This is a genomic window from Pseudomonas sp. GL-R-26, assembly GCF_019947365.1.
Taxonomy (GTDB): Bacteria; Pseudomonadota; Gammaproteobacteria; order Pseudomonadales; family Pseudomonadaceae; genus Aquipseudomonas.
In genome coordinates this window covers 114,954-131,765 of sequence record NZ_JAGYGI010000009.1, presented here as the reverse complement: position 1 = coordinate 131,765, position 16,812 = coordinate 114,954, and the positions used below count along the sequence as shown (strand labels likewise).

Annotated in this window: 15 protein-coding genes and 2 pseudogenes; 9 read left to right on the top strand and 8 right to left on the bottom strand. The window is 60.5% G+C overall.

The features are described from left to right. Positions 1 to 10 precede the first annotated feature (10 nt). The gene (locus KGA96_RS11840) at positions 11 to 406 is read right to left on the bottom strand and encodes a DUF4280 domain-containing protein (protein ID WP_046037262.1); all 396 of its coding nucleotides are present in this window, start codon (positions 404 to 406) and stop codon (positions 11 to 13) included. A 189-nt stretch (positions 407 to 595) separates the two neighbouring features. On the opposite strand from KGA96_RS11840, the gene KGA96_RS11835 reads away from it, so the two are divergent. Together KGA96_RS11835 and KGA96_RS11830 are read left to right on the top strand one after the other, a co-directional pair. Continuing rightward, complete coding sequence (locus KGA96_RS11835; RefSeq protein WP_046037263.1) at positions 596 to 1,663, top strand: phosphotransferase family protein; 1,068 nt, start codon at positions 596 to 598, stop codon at positions 1,661 to 1,663. 37 nt (positions 1,664 to 1,700) lie between these two features. Further along, positions 1,701 to 2,468 (top strand): SDR family oxidoreductase, encoded by a 768-nt coding sequence (locus KGA96_RS11830; RefSeq protein ID WP_008046696.1) that lies wholly within the window; start codon positions 1,701 to 1,703, stop codon positions 2,466 to 2,468. Positions 2,469 to 2,564: 96 nt separating this feature from the next. On the opposite strand, the gene KGA96_RS11825 is transcribed toward KGA96_RS11830, so the two are convergent. From KGA96_RS11825 to KGA96_RS11800, 6 genes and pseudogenes are all read right to left on the bottom strand, one after another. Continuing rightward, a complete protein-coding gene (locus KGA96_RS11825) occupies positions 2,565 to 2,786 on the bottom strand; it encodes a hypothetical protein (protein ID WP_185754725.1) in 222 nt (73 codons plus the stop codon). Between the two features lie 236 nt (positions 2,787 to 3,022). Continuing rightward, the gene (locus KGA96_RS11820) at positions 3,023 to 3,664 is read right to left on the bottom strand and encodes a LuxR C-terminal-related transcriptional regulator (protein WP_223512924.1); all 642 of its coding nucleotides are present in this window, start codon (positions 3,662 to 3,664) and stop codon (positions 3,023 to 3,025) included. A 132-nt stretch (positions 3,665 to 3,796) separates the two neighbouring features. After that, positions 3,797 to 3,919, bottom strand: a pseudogene (locus KGA96_RS11815) (RNA polymerase subunit sigma-24); the annotation flags it as partial. Then, positions 3,907 to 4,200 (bottom strand): annotated as a pseudogene (locus tag KGA96_RS11810) (carboxymuconolactone decarboxylase family protein); the annotation flags it as partial. The pseudogenes KGA96_RS11815 and KGA96_RS11810, both read right to left, overlap by 13 nt. A 94-nt stretch (positions 4,201 to 4,294) precedes the next feature. After that, complete coding sequence (locus KGA96_RS11805; protein ID WP_046037267.1) at positions 4,295 to 5,578, bottom strand: Zn-dependent hydrolase; 1,284 nt, start codon at positions 5,576 to 5,578, stop codon at positions 4,295 to 4,297. 141 nt (positions 5,579 to 5,719) lie between these two features. After that, entirely contained in the window at positions 5,720 to 7,204 is a 1,485-nt protein-coding gene (locus tag KGA96_RS11800) for an NCS1 family nucleobase:cation symporter-1 (protein ID WP_046037433.1), read from the bottom strand. 621 nt (positions 7,205 to 7,825) lie between these two features. Here KGA96_RS11800 and hydA point away from each other — a divergent pair. The 3 genes from hydA (at position 7,826) to preA (ending at position 12,069) form a co-directional block, all read left to right on the top strand. Continuing rightward, complete coding sequence (hydA, locus tag KGA96_RS11795; protein WP_223512921.1) at positions 7,826 to 9,265, top strand: dihydropyrimidinase; 1,440 nt, start codon at positions 7,826 to 7,828, stop codon at positions 9,263 to 9,265. Positions 9,266 to 9,426: 161 nt separating this feature from the next. After that, positions 9,427 to 10,794 (top strand): NAD(P)-dependent oxidoreductase, encoded by a 1,368-nt coding sequence (locus tag KGA96_RS11790; protein ID WP_223467285.1) that lies wholly within the window; start codon positions 9,427 to 9,429, stop codon positions 10,792 to 10,794. Then, positions 10,795 to 12,069 carry an NAD-dependent dihydropyrimidine dehydrogenase subunit PreA gene (gene preA / locus KGA96_RS11785; RefSeq protein WP_223512918.1) on the top strand — a complete coding sequence of 425 codons (1,275 nt, stop codon included), beginning with the start codon at positions 10,795 to 10,797 and terminating at the stop codon, positions 12,067 to 12,069. A 142-nt stretch (positions 12,070 to 12,211) separates the two neighbouring features. Here preA and KGA96_RS11780 read toward each other — a convergent pair whose 3' ends face one another. Next, positions 12,212 to 12,832, bottom strand: a complete 621-nt coding sequence (locus KGA96_RS11780) for a TetR/AcrR family transcriptional regulator (RefSeq protein WP_007988213.1) — start codon at positions 12,830 to 12,832, stop codon at positions 12,212 to 12,214. Positions 12,833 to 12,967: 135 nt separating this feature from the next. Between KGA96_RS11780 and copC the strand changes: the two genes are divergently transcribed. The 4 genes from copC to KGA96_RS11760 all read left to right on the top strand — a co-directional run bounded on the left by copC (position 12,968) and on the right by KGA96_RS11760 (position 16,793). Further along, positions 12,968 to 13,333, top strand: coding sequence for a copper homeostasis periplasmic binding protein CopC (copC, locus tag KGA96_RS11775; protein ID WP_223512912.1), 366 nt, complete (start codon positions 12,968 to 12,970; stop codon positions 13,331 to 13,333). A 3-nt stretch (positions 13,334 to 13,336) separates the two neighbouring features. Further along, positions 13,337 to 14,194 (top strand): copper homeostasis membrane protein CopD, encoded by an 858-nt coding sequence (gene copD / locus KGA96_RS11770; protein ID WP_223512902.1) that lies wholly within the window; start codon positions 13,337 to 13,339, stop codon positions 14,192 to 14,194. A gap of 210 nt (positions 14,195 to 14,404) precedes the next feature. After that, the gene (locus KGA96_RS11765; protein ID WP_223512899.1) at positions 14,405 to 15,700 is read left to right on the top strand and encodes an OprD family porin; all 1,296 of its coding nucleotides are present in this window, start codon (positions 14,405 to 14,407) and stop codon (positions 15,698 to 15,700) included. A 268-nt stretch (positions 15,701 to 15,968) separates the two neighbouring features. After that, positions 15,969 to 16,793, top strand: a complete 825-nt coding sequence (locus KGA96_RS11760) for an NAD-dependent epimerase/dehydratase family protein (protein WP_046037276.1) — start codon at positions 15,969 to 15,971, stop codon at positions 16,791 to 16,793. Positions 16,794 to 16,812 lie beyond the last annotated feature (19 nt).

Below are 16,812 nucleotides of genomic sequence, written 5' to 3'. Positions count from 1 at the left end.
CTTGTGGGAGTCAGGGAATGAGCATCTGCATCTGCCCAGGCATGACAATCTTGATCACCCCGGCCCAGTTGCACATCAAGGTGCTGTTGGCGTCGATGGCCGGCATGCCGCCCAGCAGCAGGGTCGGCGCCCCACCCGGTATCCACGGCGTGGCGGTCGCCGGGATGCAGGGCATCGGTGTCAGCACACCCAGCGCCGCAGCGGTGGCGGCCGCGACCGTCGGGTTGGCCAGGCTCGTGCACACACCGAAAGGCATGATGTTGACCAGCGGGATGTGATCCATGATGTTCGCCGCCGGCAGGCCAGCGGTCAGTGTGCGATTGACCGGCAGCACGTTGAGCACGGCCGGCGCCGCGCCAAAGCTGCATTGCAGGGTGGCACTGGCACAGACTTGCGGACAGCCCATTTCAAATCTCCTTCCTGACAGCACCGTGCCCCTGAACCATAGTCCGCCGGGCGTGTTCTCGCACATCAGGAACGCTGATTATCCTGCAACACGCTAACCTATAAGACCGTGCCACGCTTGTGGCACTCCTGCCTCAGCATTAGATTAGCCAATAGTTTAAGGCCTCCAGAATAAGCAGAAGGGATAAGCATGGCGCTTAACGACCAGTCCACCCGTATCCGCACCGGCGAAGAGCTCGATGCCAGCTTGATCGATCCGTACCTCAAGGCCCATATTCCGGGGCTCAGCGGCTTGCCACGGATCAGCCAGTTTCCGGGCGGTGCCTCAAACCTCACCTACTTGCTGGAATACCCCGAACAGGAATTCGTCCTGCGTCGCCCGCCCTTCGGCCACAAGGCCAAGTCGGCCCATGACATGGGCCGTGAATTCCGCATCCTCAATCAACTGCGCGACGGTTTTCCGTACTGCCCGAAAGCCTACGTGCACTGCACCGACGAATCGGTGATCGGTGCCGAGTTCTATGTCATGGAACGGGTCAACGGCATCATCCTGCGCTCGGACCTGCCGCCGGAGCTGGGCCTGGATTCGGCGAAAACCGAAGCCCTGTGCAAGAGCTTCATCGACAAGTTCGTGGAGCTGCACCGCGTCGACTACAACGCCTACGGCCTGGGTGACCTTGGCAAGCCCGAAGGCTACGTGGCGCGGCAAATCAAAGGCTGGAGCGATCGCTACGAAAAGGCCCTGACCCCCGATGCGCCGCAATGGGAAACGGTGAAAGCCTGGCTCAACGACAAGATGCCGGCCGACCACCCGACTTCCAGCATCGTGCACAACGACTACCGCTTCGACAACGTGATCCTCGACCCGAACAACCCGATGCAGATCATCGGCGTGCTCGACTGGGAACTGACCACCCTGGGCGATCCGCTGATGGACCTGGGCAACACCCTCGCCTACTGGATCGAAGCCGATGATCCGGCACCGGTGCAGATGATGCGCCGCCAGCCGAGCCACGCGCCGGGCATGCTGACCCGCCGCGAGTTCGTCGATTACTACGCCGAACGCTCGGGCATCCGCATCGACAATTTCGACTTCTACTACACCTACGGCCTGTTCCGCCTGGCCGGCATCGTGCAGCAGATCTACTACCGCTTCTACCATGGCCAGACCCAGGACAAACGCTTCGCGCAGTTCATTCACATGAACAAGCTGCTGGAGCAGATGAGCTTGCAGGTCATTTCGAAATCCAGCCTCTGATCGGCTTCATAACAAGGCTTCATAACAAGGGAATCCCATGTCCAAGACTCAGTTGTTCGACCTCGACGGCAAGATCGCTTTCGTCTCCGGCGCCAGCCGTGGCATCGGTGAAGCCATCGCCAAACTGCTGGCCCAGCAAGGCGCCCACGTGATCGTGTCGAGCCGCAAGCTTGAAGGCTGCCAGCACGTCGCCGACGCGATCATCGCCGCCGGCGGCAAGGCCACCGCTGTTGCCTGCCATATCGGCGAAATGGAACAGATCAGCCAGGTCTTCGCCGGCATCAAGGAACAGTTCGGCCGTCTCGACATCCTGGTCAACAACGCCGCGACCAACCCACAGTTCTGCAACGTGCTGGACACCGACCTCAGCGCCTTCCAGAAAACCGTCGACGTGAACATCCGCGGCTACTTCTTCATGTCGGTCGAAGCCGGCAAGCTGATGCGCGAAAACGGCGGCGGCAGCATCATCAACGTGGCATCGATCAACGGTGTTTCGCCGGGCATCTTCCAGGGCATCTACTCGGTGACCAAGGCAGCGGTAATCAACATGACCAAGGTGTTCGCCAAGGAATGCGCGCAGTTCGGGATTCGCTGCAATGCCTTGCTGCCGGGCCTAACCGACACCAAGTTCGCCTCGGCACTGGTGAAAAACGAAGCCATCCTCAACACCGCGCTGCAACAGATCCCGCTCAAGCGCGTAGCTGACCCAAGCGAAATGGCCGGCGCAGTGTTGTACCTGGCCAGCGATGCTTCCAGCTACACCACCGGCGTTTCGCTGAATGTGGATGGCGGTTTCCTGTCCTGATCGTCTGAACAGCACAAATCCCTGTGGGAGTGAGCCTGCTCCCACAGAGATGTACCCCGAGCAAGTCGGGGTTGTTGTGCAGCGCAACGCCAGGATTTACTGCGTGACGCAACGCGTCGTGGTGGTGACTCGGGTCACCTGCCCGTCTTCAGCCCGTACATCGCCCAGGACATCGGTTTTATCCATGGCCTGACAGGTGCGTTCAGGAGGCGGTGGAGTGACCACTGGCGGGGGTGGCGGACTGGCACAGCCGCCGAGGATCGCCACGCACAATGCCAGCGACAAGGGTGAGATAACGCGTTTCCCAAGAGTTTTCATAGGTTGACCCGCGATAAGTGATAGACACATTTTTTGTGACAACAAAACCGGCGCGCAAAGTCCATGCACCTGTCAAAAAAATAAATATCTGCGAATCACTCATAGCTCAGCCCGTGGCCAACACCCGGAAAAGCTGACAGTTCTTACATCACCGAATCAGGCCATTGCAGGGAGTTGCTGTCCAGTTCGTAACGCAGCTCTTCGATCAATGCGGTGACCGATAGTGCGTTTGTACCTTAACCCTGCCCCTTCGACCGGGATTCACCAAAGAACAGTCCCCGCTCCCGCGCCCAGACAATCGCCTCGCTGCGACTATGCACATCGAGCTTGGAATACACCATCGCCGCATGGTTGCGTACCGTGTTCGGCGCGACTTTCAGGCGCGCGGCGATTTCCTTGTCGGCCAGACCTTCGCAGATCAGGCCCAGCACATCACGCTCACGGGCGGTCAGTTGCCCGGCGCTGGCCCAGTTGGTGACATCCTCCATGATCAGCACCAGCGATTCCGGCTCGCCATGGCTGTCGGCCAAAACCAGACTGCGCACGCGATGGACCCAGGTACGCACTTCGTCCGCCGTCGACGTCACTTCCACTAGCACATCGCTGAACGTCTCGCCGCGCGCCACCCGGTTGATCGGGTAGCTGTCGACTGGCACCACATGATTGTTGCGATAGCTCAAGGCAAAGCGTTTGGCATACGCCATGGTGTTGCTACCCAGGTCGCTGATCTGCGAGACGCCGTGCATGGCCAGCGCCGCCTCGTTGGCCCACAGGATGCTCTGGTCAGGATCGAGCAGGATCACGCCGTCGGACAAGCCGGCGATGATTTGCTGCAACTGGAGGCGATTGGTTTCGGTGGTCAGAACGTCCTGGCTCATTTCGACCCCACAAGTATGGTGACCCTGTGAAGAATACGACCGCCGGGATTCTGGTTAGTGCAACGAACCCTGTGGGATCTCCATCATTTTCGGTCTGTGAAAAGCTTGAAGGGCCGGTGGTCGTTTGACTGACTATTGCAGGTTCAACGATGCCTCCAGCTTCGCCAGTTTCTCGGGATTACGCATGATGAAGATCCGGCTCACCCGCCCCGACTCATCGAAGCCAAAGGTCATCGATGCCGTAAGGCTTCGGTCCACGCCAGCGCGGCGCGCTCCGCAGGGCTGAAATCACTGACGTGGCGCCAAACGATCAGGCGATCCAGGCGCTCGTTGGTTTCATTGGCTTCCCGGGCTTCGCGGGTGTGCATCTTCACGCAGAAACCGCACTGGTTGATCTGCGAGGCGCGCAGGTGGATCAAGTGCTTGAGGGCGGGATCGAGATCATGCTGATCGAGTGCGACATGGACCTGGGTCAGGCTTTCGAAAACCTGTGGGATCGATTGCAGCAGGTTGACCGCTTGGGTGTTGGACGACATCGTGTTGCTCCACTGATTGAGGGATTCAACAGGATGACGATTGAGGATTGCGCGTTGTGACGTGCGCTGAAAATTTCAGCGCACGTCACTCGGCTCAGGCCGCCAGCTCGCCCTTCGCCACCGCCGCCGAAGCCGCCAGCATTGCCCGCAACAGCACCGCACACCCGGCCGCCAGGTCTTCCGGCGCGGCGTTTTCGATTTCGTTGTGGCTGATGCCGCCTTCGCAGGGCACGAAGATCATCCCGGCCGGGCCGAGTTCGGCAAGGAAGATCGCGTCGTGCCCTGCCCCGCTGACGATGTCCATGTGCGACAGGCCCAGGCTTTGGGCGGCGCCGCGCACGGCTTCGACACAGCCTTTGTCGAAGTACAGCGGCGGGAAGTCGGCCGTTGGCGTTAGTTCGAAGGTCAGGCCGTGTTCGTCGCAGGTGGTTTCGATGACTTCGCGCACTTCGGCGATCATCGAGTCCAGGCGCTCCGGTTCCAGATGGCGGAAGTCCAGGGTCATGCGCACTTCGCCGGGGATGACGTTGCGCGAGCCGGGATAGGCTTGCAGGCAACCGACGGTGCCGCAGGCATGGGGTTGATGGCTGAGGGCGGCGCGGTTGAGCGCACCGACGATCACCGCGGCGCCGACCAGGGCGTCCTTGCGCAGGTGCATCGGGGTCGGGCCGGCGTGGGCTTCGACGCCGCGCAGTTTCAGGTCGAACCATTTCTGCCCCAAGGCGCCCATCACCACGCCGATGGTCTTGCGTTCGTCTTCGAGGATCGGGCCTTGTTCGATGTGGGCTTCAAAGTAGGCACCGACTTTGTGGCCGCTTACTTTGCGCGGGCCGGCGTAGCCAATGGCATTGAGTGCTTCACCGACCGTCACGCCCTCGGCATCAACCTTGGCCAGGGTTTCCTCGAGGGTGAATTTTTCCGCGAACACGCCGGACCCCATCATGCACGGGGCGAAACGCGAACCTTCTTCGTTGGTCCAGACCACCACTTCCAGCGGCGCTTCGGTTTCGATGTTCAGGTCATTGAGGGTGCGCAGCACTTCGACGCCCGCCAGTACACCGAAGCAGCCGTCGAACTTGCCGCCGGTAGGCTGGGTGTCGATGTGGCTGCCGGTCATCACCGGTGGCAGGTCGGGATTGCGCCCGGGGCGACGGGCGAAGATGTTGCCGACGGCGTCGATGCTGACGGTGCAGCCGGCATCGATACACCATTTGACGAAGATGTCCCGGGCCTGGCGGTCGAGATCGGTCAGGGCCAGGCGACACACGCCGCCCTTGACCGTGGCACCGAGCCTGGCCAGTTCCATGAGCGACTGCCACAGGCGGTCGCGGTTGATGTGCTGATGGCTGGACTGCAGAACATCTACGGCCGCGTTCATGATGATCTCCTCAGGCTGTTCTTGTGTGTTTCTTCAGGTGTTTCGTTGGTGTTTGTGCCACCGCTTTCGCGAGCAGGCTCGCTCCTACAGGGGAATGCATTCCAAATGTAGGAGCGAGCCTGCTCGCGATGGGGCCATCCTTCACACCGGAGATTTCGCTACGGACGGATCGACTCGCATCACACTCAACCCATAATAAATAACCCCACCCAGCGCCGAGCCTGTAAACCAGCCATAGCTGTAGAACCAGCTGAACACGTCGCTGCCCAGGGACAACAACGTCAGCACCACCGGCACACCAAACGCGATGAACCCGCTCCAGTTCCACGCCGGATACACGTCGTCCCTGTAGAGCCCGGCAAGGTCCAGTTGCTGTTTCTTGATCAGGAAATAGTCCACCACCATGATCCCGGCGATCGGCCCCAGCAGGCTCGAATAACCGAGCAACCAGTTGGAATAGACGGTTTCGAGACTGACGTCCGAGACAATCAGGCCCAGTTTTTTCAGCAGCTCATGGGCCATCAATGCCAACCCGACAAATCCGGTGAGCAATACCGCCTTGGTGCGGTTGATCGCCTTGGGCGCGATGTTCTGGAAGTCATTGGTCGGCGACACGATGTTGGCTGCGGTATTGGTCGACAGCGTGGCGATGATGATCAGCGCCATCGCCAATGCGACCCAAACCGGGCTCTGGATATGACCGATCAAGGTCACCGGATCGGACACCGTCACCCCCACCAGTTTCACCGACGCGGCGGTCATCACCACGCCGAGGGAAGCAAACAGGAACATGGTCAGCGGCAGGCCGATGATCTGCCCGACAATCTGGTCCTTCTGGCTTTTCGCGTACCGGCTGAAGTCCGGAATGTTCAGTGACAGCGTGGCCCAAAAGCCGACCATCGCCGTCAGCCCGGCGGCGAAGTAGCTGGCCACGCCGGCGCCTTCGGGACGCTTGGCCGGAATTGCCAGCAATTCGGTCATCGACACGTTGGGCATGGCCCAGACCAGCAGGCCTGCGCCCACCAGTACCAGCAGCGGGGCCGACAGGGTTTCCAGCCATTTGATCGACTCGGCGCCGCGAATCACCACCCACAGGTTCAGCGCCCAGAACACCATGAAGCCGATGACTTCGCCCGTGCCGCCCAGGGATTTCCAGCCCTCGAACACCGAGCCGAGGAACAGGTGAATCGCCAGCCCGCCGAACATGGTCTGGATGCCGAACCAGCCGCACGCCACCAGGGCGCGGATCAGGCACGGAATGTTGGAGCCGAGCACGCCGAAGGACGAGCGCAGCAACACCGGAAAGGGAATGCCGTACTTGGTGCCGGGAAAGGCGTTAAGCGTCAGGGGAATCAGCACGATGATGTTGGCAAACAGAATCGCCAGCAGCGCTTCACCGACGCTCAGGCCGAAGTACGCGGTCAGCACGCCGCCGAGGGTGTAGGTCGGCACGCAAATCGCCATGCCCACCCACAGCGCGGTGATGTGCCATTTGTTCCAGGTGCGTTCGCGCACCTTGGTCGGTGCAATGTCGTGGTTGTAACGGGGACTGTCGAGGACATCGCTGCCGGCTTCGAGCTCGAACAAGCCGTCGCGCTCGGTCACTTGCGATCTGATCTGTTGCATGGCCGCTCCACTGTTCTTTTGATTATTGTTGCTCATCAGGGGCTGGCGCCGATCAGCGCGAGCCGGACGATGGCCGGAGAAACTGACAACCTGCATGGCCGGCCAAGGTGTCAGCGGCGGCATCAATAAACGTGCCGGGTTCCCCGCTGGCGTCACTGGCAGAACCTTTTCAATCTTGTAACTTGCTGATGTTCAATCAGTTTATTTATTCAACCGATGAGTCTTCGGTACTTTTCATGTCACTCAGGCTGAATGCCAGGCAAGTTGTCCGGACAGTCAGGACTCAATCTGGTGCGTTAATCTTTTTTCAATGGCTGCGCATCAACCATAGACCATACTCAAACAGCTGATTTCACATAGGAAATCTTGACTATTTTTCGATCCTGTCAAGTGCGTCAAAATGGTGAGCGGCCTCACCATTTTGGTGATTCTTGAACTTAGTCGTTAAATATCAGTTAGTTAATAACAGAATAAGCTTATAAAAAATATTCTTGCCGATTCGGATAACTGCAGCTAGCGTTTAATCCTGACAGCGCTGACAGGAATCAATCTGGCCGGGCTGTTTTTATATAGAACATCTAGAACCGGCATAAGCCGGTCATTGCCTGCGAGGAACTCGGAATGTCTCTGTTGATCCGTGGCGCCACCGTTATTACCCATGATGAAAGTTATCGCGCCGATGTGTATTGCGCAGACGGCGTGATCAAGGCCATCGGCGAAAATCTCGATGTACCTGCAGGCGCCGAAGTGCTCGACGGCAGCGGCCAATACCTGATGCCCGGCGGCATCGACCCGCACACCCACATGCAACTGCCCTTCATGGGCACCGTGGCCAGCGAAGACTTCTACAGCGGTACGGCGGCGGGACTGGCCGGCGGCACCACCTCGATCATCGACTTCGTGATTCCCAACCCACAGCAATCCTTGCTCGAAGCCTTCCATCAGTGGCGCGGCTGGGCCGAGAAGTCGGCGTCGGACTACGGCTTTCATGTCGCCATCACCTGGTGGAGCGAACAGGTCCGCGAGGAAATGGCCGAGCTGGTCAGCCAGCACGGCGTCAACAGCTTCAAGCATTTCATGGCCTACAAGAACGCGATCATGGCCGCCGATGACACCCTGGTGGCGAGTTTCGAACGCTGCCTGGAACTGGGCGCGGTGCCGACCGTTCACGCGGAAAACGGCGAACTGGTGTATCACCTGCAACGCAAGCTGATGGCCCAGGGCATCACCGGGCCGGAAGCGCATCCCTTGTCGCGCCCTTCACAGGTTGAAGGCGAAGCCGCGAGCCGGGCGATACGCATCGCCGAAACCCTGGGCACGCCGCTGTACCTGGTTCACGTCTCGACCAAGGAAGCCCTCGACGAAATCACCTACGCACGGGGCAAAGGCCAGCCGGTCTACGGTGAAGTGCTGGCTGGGCACCTGCTGCTGGACGACAGCGTCTACCGCGATCCGGACTGGCAGACCGCCGCCGGTTACGTGATGAGCCCACCGTTCCGTCCTCGCGGCCATCAAGAGGCGCTCTGGCATGGCCTGCAATCGGGCAACCTGCACACCACCGCCACCGACCACTGCTGTTTCTGCGCCGAGCAAAAAGCCGCTGGCCGTGACGACTTCAGCAAGATCCCCAATGGCACTGCCGGCATCGAAGACCGCATGGCAGTGCTGTGGGATGAAGGGGTGAACAGCGGACGCTTTTCGATGCAGCAATTCGTCGCACTGACGTCCACCAACACAGCGAAGATCTTCAACCTCTACCCACGCAAAGGCGCGATTCGTGTGGGTGCCGATGCCGATCTGGTGCTGTGGGACCCGCAAGGCACGCGGACCATTTCCGCCAAGACCCACCATCAGCAGGTGGACTTCAACATCTTCGAAGGCAAGACCGTGCGCGGCGTGCCCAGCCACACCATCAGCCAGGGCCGCGTGGTCTGGGCCGACGGCGACCTGCGGGCCGAACGCGGGGCCGGGCGGTATATCGAGCGGCCGGCGTATCCGGCGGTGTTTGATTTGCTGAGCAAGCGGGCTGAGTTGAATCAGCCGGTTGCCGTGAAACGCTGAAAGCGGCCTGCGGCCTATCGCGGGCAAGCCCGCTCCCACAGGGATCTCGGGTGTCCACAAAACCTGTGGGAGCGAGCTTGCTCGCGATGACGTCAGCCCAGACAACACAAAAACAATGCCCATTCAGAGGCAGCACCTCAAATAACCGTGAGGCCAAAACCGTGATCAAGACCCTGGACCACCTCCCGCATCCCCAAGAGAATGCGGCCGCCCTCGCCGGCCACTTCACCGACCTGGCGCCGCCGCTCAACGAGCGCCAGGCGCAACTGGAAGCCTCGCGCTGCCTGTATTGCTACGACGCGCCCTGCGTCAATGCCTGTCCGAGCGAGATCGACATTCCCTCGTTCATCCGCAACATTGCGCAGGACAACGTGCAAGGCGCGGCGCAGAAAATCCTCTCGGCCAACATCCTCGGCGGCAGTTGCGCCCGGGTGTGTCCGACGGAAATTCTTTGCCAGCAAGCCTGCGTGCGCAACAACGCTCACGAATGCGCGCCGGTCATGATCGGTCTGTTGCAACGCTACGCCGTGGACAACGCCCACTTCAGCACGCACCCCTTCCAGCGCGCTGCCACCACCGGCAAACGCATCGCCGTGGTCGGCGCCGGTCCGGCCGGTTTGTCCTGTGCCCACCGCAGCGCCATGCACGGGCATGACGTGGTGATTTTCGAGGCGCGGCCAAAGGCTGGCGGCCTCAACGAATACGGGATCGCCAAATACAAACTGGTGGATGACTACGCGCAAAAGGAGCTCGACTTCCTGCTGGAAATCGGCGGGATCGAAATCCGCCACGGGCAGAAACTCGGAGAGAACCTGACCCTCAGCGAACTGCATCAACAGTTCGATGCGGTGTTCCTCGGCCTCGGGCTCAATGCCAGCAAACAGCTGGGCTTGGCCCACGAAGACGCGCCCGGCCTGCTCGCCGCCACCGACTACATCCGCGAATTGCGCCAGGCCGATGACCTGAGCCAATTGCCCCTGGCCGACCACTGCATTGTCCTCGGCGCAGGCAACACTGCCATCGACATGGCGGTGCAAATGGCCCGCCTCGGTGCCCACGACGTGAATCTGGTGTACCGCCGTGGCATCGAGGACATGGGTGCCACCCATCACGAACAGGACATTGCCAAGGCCAATCAGGTGCGGCTGATGACCTGGGCACAACCGGAAGAAGTGCTGCTCGATGACCAAGGCCGCGTGCGCGGCATGCGTTTCGCCCGCACCCATCTGGTGAAAGGTCGCCTGCAAACCACCGGTGAAACCTTCGAACTGGCCGCCGATGCGATCTTCAAAGCCATCGGCCAGGCCTTCGACGGCAGCGCCCTCAGCGATCCGCTGGCCCGCGAGCTCAAGCGCCAGGGCGAACGCATCGAAGTCGATGAAAACCTGCGCACCAGCATCCCCGGCGTGTATGCCGGCGGCGACTGCACCAGCCTCGATCAAGACCTCACCGTGCAAGCCGTGCAGCATGGCAAGCGCGCCGCCGAGGCAATCAACGCTCAACTGATGCTCAACGTGGAGGCTGCGTAAATGGCCGATCTGTCGATTGTCTTCGCCGGCATCAAATCACCCAATCCATTCTGGCTGGCCTCCGCGCCGCCGACCGACAAGGCCTACAACGTGGTCCGCGCCTTCGAGGCCGGCTGGGGCGGCGTGGTCTGGAAAACCCTGGGTGAAGACCCGGCGGCGGTGAACGTGTCGTCGCGCTACTCGGCGCACTTCGGGGTTAACCGGGAGGTACTGGGCTTCAACAACATCGAACTGATCACCGACCGCTCGCTGGAGATCAACCTGCGGGAAATCACCCAGGTCAAAAAGGACTGGCCGGACCGCGCGCTGATCGTGTCCTTGATGGTGCCCTGCGTCGAAGAATCCTGGAAAAACATCCTGCCGCTGGTGGAGGCCACCGGTGCCGACGGCATCGAGCTGAACTTCGGTTGCCCCCACGGCATGCCGGAACGCGGCATGGGCGCGGCGGTCGGCCAGGTGCCGGAATATGTGGAACAGGTCACCCGCTGGTGCAAGACGTATTGCTCGTTGCCGGTGATCGTCAAGCTCACGCCGAACATCACCGACATCCGTGTCGCCGCCCGCGCCGCACACCGAGGCGGTGCCGATGCAGTGTCGTTGATCAACACCATCAACTCGATCACCAGCGTCAACCTCGAACGCATGGTCGCCAACCCCATGGTCGGCAGCCAAAGCACCCACGGCGGTTACTGCGGCTCGGCCGTCAAGCCGATTGCCTTGAACATGGTCGCCGAAATCGCTCGCGACCCGCAGACCCAGGGGCTGCCGATCAGCGGCATCGGCGGCATCGGCAACTGGCGCGACGCCGCGGAATTCATCGCCCTGGGCAGCGGCTCGGTGCAGGTGTGCACGGCGGCGATGTTGCATGGCTTCCGGATTGTCGAGGAGATGAAGGACGGCTTGTCACGCTGGATGGACAGTCAGGGCTACGCCAGCATTTCGGAGTTTTCCGGCCGCGCGGTGGGCAACACCACGGACTGGAAGTACCTGGACATCAACTACCAGGTGATCGCGAAAATCGATCAGGAGGCTTGTATCGGTTGCGGTCGTTGCCATATCGCGTGTGAAGACACTTCGCACCAGGCCGTGGCTAGCCTCAAGCAGGCGGACGGTACTCACAAGTATCAAGTGATCGATGAGGAGTGCGTGGGCTGCAACCTGTGCCAGATCACCTGCCCGGTGCAGGACTGTATCGAGATGGTGCCGGTGGAGACTGGCAAGCCGTTTCTGGACTGGAATCATGATCCGAGGAATCCGTATCACGTCAGTCCTTGAGGTCAGCGGCGTCTGAACTGACGCCTTCGCGGGCAAGCCCGCTCCCACAGTGGTTTTGTGTCGTACATCAAACCTGAGTACACCAATGCCAACTGTGGGAGCGGGCTTGCCCGCGAAGAGGCCTGCACAGCCACCACAAATCTCAAGGCTCCAGCCCGATCCCCCGCAAAATCACACTGGTCACCGTCTGCACCGCTCGCTCGAACTGCATGTCCGACAGCGGCTGATGGTCATTGAGAATATTCACCTGGTGATCGAAGTCGGCGTAGTGCTGGGTCGAGGCCCAGATCATGTACAGCAGGCTCGAGGGCTCAACCGGCAGGATGCGTTTGTCGTCCACCCACTGGCGGATTTTCGCTTCCTTCATTTTGGCCCAGTCGTACAGGCTCGCATCCAGCGCTGCGCCGAGGGTCGGCGCGCCATGGATGATTTCGTTGGCCCAGACTTTCGAACCGTAAGGCCGGCTGCGGGAATGGTTCATCTTGGCGCGGATGTAGCTGCTGAGCACCACGCGCGGGTCGTCGAACATCTCGAAGCACAGCGCGTCCTGTTTCCAGACTTCCAGCAAGTCGAACAGCACGGCGCTGTACAACTCGGTCTTGGTGCTGAAGTAGTAGTGCAGGTTGGAGCGCGGCAGTTGCACTTCAGCGGCGATGTCGGCCATGGCGGTGCTGCCGAAGCCCTTTTCAGCGAAGACTTTTTCCGCCCCCAGCAGGATTTTTTCGACGTTACTGCGACGAATCTCGATCTTGTGATTGCCCATGCGGATCCCCGACAACAACGTTGAGCAAGACTAGCATCCGCTCTGGACCGCGGCGACAGGGGAAAACGAAACTTCGTACTGGCGCTGTCGTAAAGCTAAACTCTGCGCACTTGGAAACTGCCTGAGATCCCCACGATGCTGCTCAAGAAAACCCTGACCGTCGCTGCCCTGCTCGGCTCGCTGCTCGCTGCTTCTTCGGTGTTTGCCCACGCCCACCTGAAAAGCCAGACACCGGCCGCTGACAGCACCGTGGCCGCGCCGACGCAATTGCGCCTGGAGTTCTCCGAGGGTATCGAGGCCAGTTTCACCAAAGTCACGCTGACCCGGGAAGGCACCCCGGTGGAGGTCAAAGCGCTGACCACCGAAGGCAGCGACAAAAAGACCCTGATCGTCACCCCGGCCGCGCCGTTGACCGCCGGCACCTACAAAGTCGAATGGCACGCCGTGTCCGTCGACACTCACAAAAGCGAAGGTGCCTACGCCTTCAAGGTTGGCCAGTAATTCATGGCGAGCGCGCTGGTGCTGTGCCGCTTCCTGCATTTCATCGTGGTGCTGATGCTGTTCGGGGGCTGGTTGTTCAGGCCCTTGCTGGCAAATGGCGAAACCGCACTGGATCAGCGGCTGGCTCGGACCTGCCGTTGGCTGGCCGTGGTGGCACTGGCCAGCGGGGTCTGTTGGTTGCTGCTGATTACCGCGAGCATGGCCGGGGCCTGGGACGCGGCCTTCGATCCGTCGACCCTGGGCCTGGTGCTGGGCAATACCTTTTTCGGTCAGGTCTGGCGCTGGCATTTACTGATCAACCTGCTGTTGCTGGCGTTGCTGCTGACACCACTGCGCGCCAGCCTTGCGTTGCGACTGATCCTCAGCGGCCTGCTGCTGGCCACCCTGGCCCCGGTCGGCCACGGCGCCATGCTCGATGGCACCGCAGGCCAGTTGCTGATCCTCAATCAACTCATTCACTTGATCTGCGTGGGTGCCTGGCTCGGCGGCTTGATGCTGCTGGTGATGATTCTGCGTCAACCCGATGGGCATTCGATCCGCGTGATGCTGCAGCGCTTCAGCGGCGTCGGTTACGGCTTGGTCGCCGGGCTGCTGATCACCGGGCTGATCAATGTGCGGGTGCTCACCGGAGCGTTCTGGCCGACACCGTTGTTCAGCGGGTTCGCCTTGATCCTGTTGATCAAGGCTGCGCTGGTGACGACGATGCTGGGCCTGGCGTTGTTCAATCGCTTGCGGATCAATGAGTGTGAGCAGCGTCTGCAAGCATTGCGTAGAAGCGTGATGCTGGAGTGGATGCTGGGGCTTGGCGCAGTGGCGGCAGTCTCATTGCTGGGCACCCTACCCCCCATGATTTCCAACTAATAACCCCGTCCCCTGTGGGAGCGAGCTTTTGTGGCGAAGGGGCAAGCCCCCTCGCCACAAAAGCTCGCTCCCCACAAAATGTAATCCATCTCTCCACAAGTCATCGTATAACTTCCGATTGACAACCCACGGAAATCCCGCAAATATCGCCCCCAATGTTGTACGACGACGTATGACAATAATAAAAACAAGAAACAAGGGAGCGTCACAGTGAGCAAGCTCGTCCGCAATTCCTCCGCCCGTTCTTCGCGTCCAGACTTTGCCCGTCGTCATACCCTGAGCCTGATCGGCTGCAGCGGCCTGGCCCTCGTCCTGCCCATCACCTGCCAGGCAGAAGGTTTCACCGACGACGCCAAGGCCACGCTGAACCTGCGCAACGCCTACATCAACCGCAACTACACCAACCCGGCCTACCCCCAGGGCAAGGCTGAAGAGTGGACGCAAAACTTCATTCTCGATGCCCGCTCCGGTTTCACTCAGGGTCCTGTGGGCTTCGGTGTCGATGTACTGGGCCTGTACTCGCAGAAGCTCGATGGTGGCAAAGGCACCGGCGGCACGCAGTTGTTACCGATCCACGATGACGGCCGCCCCGTCGACAATTTCGGCCGGCTCGGTGTGGCGCTCAAAGGCAAGATCTCGAAAACCGAATTGAAGGTCGGCGAATGGATGCCGGTGCTGCCGATCCTGCGTTCCGACGATGGCCGCTCGCTGCCGCAGACCTTCCAGGGCGCTCAGGTGACCTCCACCGAAATCAGCGGCCTGACGCTCTATGGCGGTCAATTCCAGAAAAACAGCCCGCGTAACGACGCGAGCATGGAAGACATGTTCATGAACGGTAAAGCGGCGTTCACCTCGGACCGTTTCAACTTCGGCGGCGGTGAATATGCGTTCAATGAAAAGCGCACGCAGGTCGGTGTCTGGTACTCCGAACTCAGTGACATTTACCAGCAGCAATACTTCAACCTGACCCACAGCCAGCCCCTCGGCGACTGGACCCTGGGCGCCAACCTGGGCTACTTCATCGGCAAGGAAGACGGCAGCGCGCTGGCCGGTGATCTCGACAACAAGACCGCGTTCGCCCTGCTCTCGGCCAAGTACGGCGGCAACACCTTCTACGTCGGCCTGCAAAAACTCACCGGTGACGACGTCTGGATGCGGGTCAACGGCACCAGCGGCGGCACCCTGGCCAACGACAGTTACAACTCCAGCTATGACAACGCCCGGGAAAAGTCGTGGCAGGTGCGTCACGACTACAACTTCGCCGCCCTCGGCGTTCCGGGCCTGACCCTGATGAACCGCTACATCAGCGGTGACAACGTGCACACCGGGAAAATTACCGACGGCGAGGAATGGGGTCGCGAATCGGAACTGGCCTACACCGTGCAGAGCGGTGCGCTGAAAAACCTCAACGTGAAATGGCGTAACGCAACGATTCGCAAGAGCTTCAGCACCAACGAATTCGATGAAAACCGGATTTTCATCAGCTATCCGATCAGCCTCCTGTAAACACAACGCCAATGTAGGAGTGAGCCTGCTCGCGATGACGGATTGTCAGTCGACTTCGATGTTGAAAGTTAGACCGCTATCGCGAGCAGGCTCACTCCCACAAGGTGCGCGGGAATATTAAGAATTGCATCAGACCTCCAGGAGACGACCCTCCGTCAATTTCCACCAATGTCGCGTTGACAAGAGCCAGAAAGCCTAACGATACTCAACAAAGTCGTACGACAACCTACAACGAATCAATAACAACAACTGTTTGTCCAGGATTCCCATGACGACCACTGCAACCGCCCGCACCCCTTTCAATCGCCTGCTGCTGACCGGCGCCGCTGGTGGCCTCGGGAAAATCCTGCGCGAAAGCCTGCGCCCCTACGCCAATGTGATTCGCCTGTCGGACATCGCCGACATCGCGCCGGCCATCGATGATCGCGAAGAAGTCGTGCCCTGCGATCTGGCCGACAAGCAGGCGGTGCATCAACTGGTCGAAGGCGTGGACGCGATCCTGCACTTCGGCGGCGTGTCGACCGAGCGCTCTTTCGAAGAGATCCTCGGCGCCAACATCTGCGGCGTGTTCCACATCTACGAAGCCGCGCGCCGCCATGGCGTGAAGCGGGTGATCTTCGCCAGTTCCAATCATGTGATCGGCTTCTACAAACAAGACGAGGTGATCGACGCCCACTCCCCTCGCCGCCCGGACAGTTACTACGGCTTGTCCAAGTCCTACGGCGAAGACATGGCCACGTTCTACTTCGACCGCTATGGCATCGAGACCGTCAGCGTGCGCATCGGCTCGTCGTTCCCGGAGCCCCACAACCGCCGGATGATGAGCACCTGGCTGAGCTTCGGCGATCTGACCCAACTGCTCGATCGCGCCCTATACACGCCGAATGTCGGCCACACCGTGGTCTATGGCATGTCCGACAACAAGGACATCTGGTGGGACAACCGTTATGCCACGGCCCTGGGTTTTGTCCCCCAGGACAGCTCCGAAGTGTTCCGCGAAAAAATCGAAGCCCAGCCGATGCCCGCCGCCGATGATCCGGCGCGGCTCTATCAGGGCGGCGCCTTCTGCGCGGCTGGCCCGTTCGGTGACTGAGCCTTCGCGTGTTGCTTGA

Coding starts and splice junctions, on each gene's coding strand:
- KGA96_RS11840 (WP_046037262.1), bottom strand. CDS start 406: ATGGGCTGTCCGCAAGTCTGTGCCAGTGCCACCCTGCAATGCAGCTTT.
- KGA96_RS11835 (WP_046037263.1), top strand. CDS start 596: ATGGCGCTTAACGACCAGTCCACCCGTATCCGCACCGGCGAAGAGCTC.
- KGA96_RS11830 (WP_008046696.1), top strand. CDS start 1,701: ATGTCCAAGACTCAGTTGTTCGACCTCGACGGCAAGATCGCTTTCGTC.
- KGA96_RS11825 (WP_185754725.1), bottom strand. CDS start 2,786: ATGAAAACTCTTGGGAAACGCGTTATCTCACCCTTGTCGCTGGCATTG.
- KGA96_RS11820 (WP_223512924.1), bottom strand. CDS start 3,664: ATGAGCCAGGACGTTCTGACCACCGAAACCAATCGCCTCCAGTTGCAG.
- KGA96_RS11805 (WP_046037267.1), bottom strand. CDS start 5,578: ATGAACGCGGCCGTAGATGTTCTGCAGTCCAGCCATCAGCACATCAAC.
- KGA96_RS11800 (WP_046037433.1), bottom strand. CDS start 7,204: ATGCAACAGATCAGATCGCAAGTGACCGAGCGCGACGGCTTGTTCGAG.
- hydA (WP_223512921.1), top strand. CDS start 7,826: ATGTCTCTGTTGATCCGTGGCGCCACCGTTATTACCCATGATGAAAGT.
- preA (WP_223512918.1), top strand. CDS start 10,795: ATGGCCGATCTGTCGATTGTCTTCGCCGGCATCAAATCACCCAATCCA.
- KGA96_RS11780 (WP_007988213.1), bottom strand. CDS start 12,832: ATGGGCAATCACAAGATCGAGATTCGTCGCAGTAACGTCGAAAAAATC.
- copC (WP_223512912.1), top strand. CDS start 12,968: ATGCTGCTCAAGAAAACCCTGACCGTCGCTGCCCTGCTCGGCTCGCTG.
- copD (WP_223512902.1), top strand. CDS start 13,337: ATGGCGAGCGCGCTGGTGCTGTGCCGCTTCCTGCATTTCATCGTGGTG.
- KGA96_RS11760 (WP_046037276.1), top strand. CDS start 15,969: ATGACGACCACTGCAACCGCCCGCACCCCTTTCAATCGCCTGCTGCTG.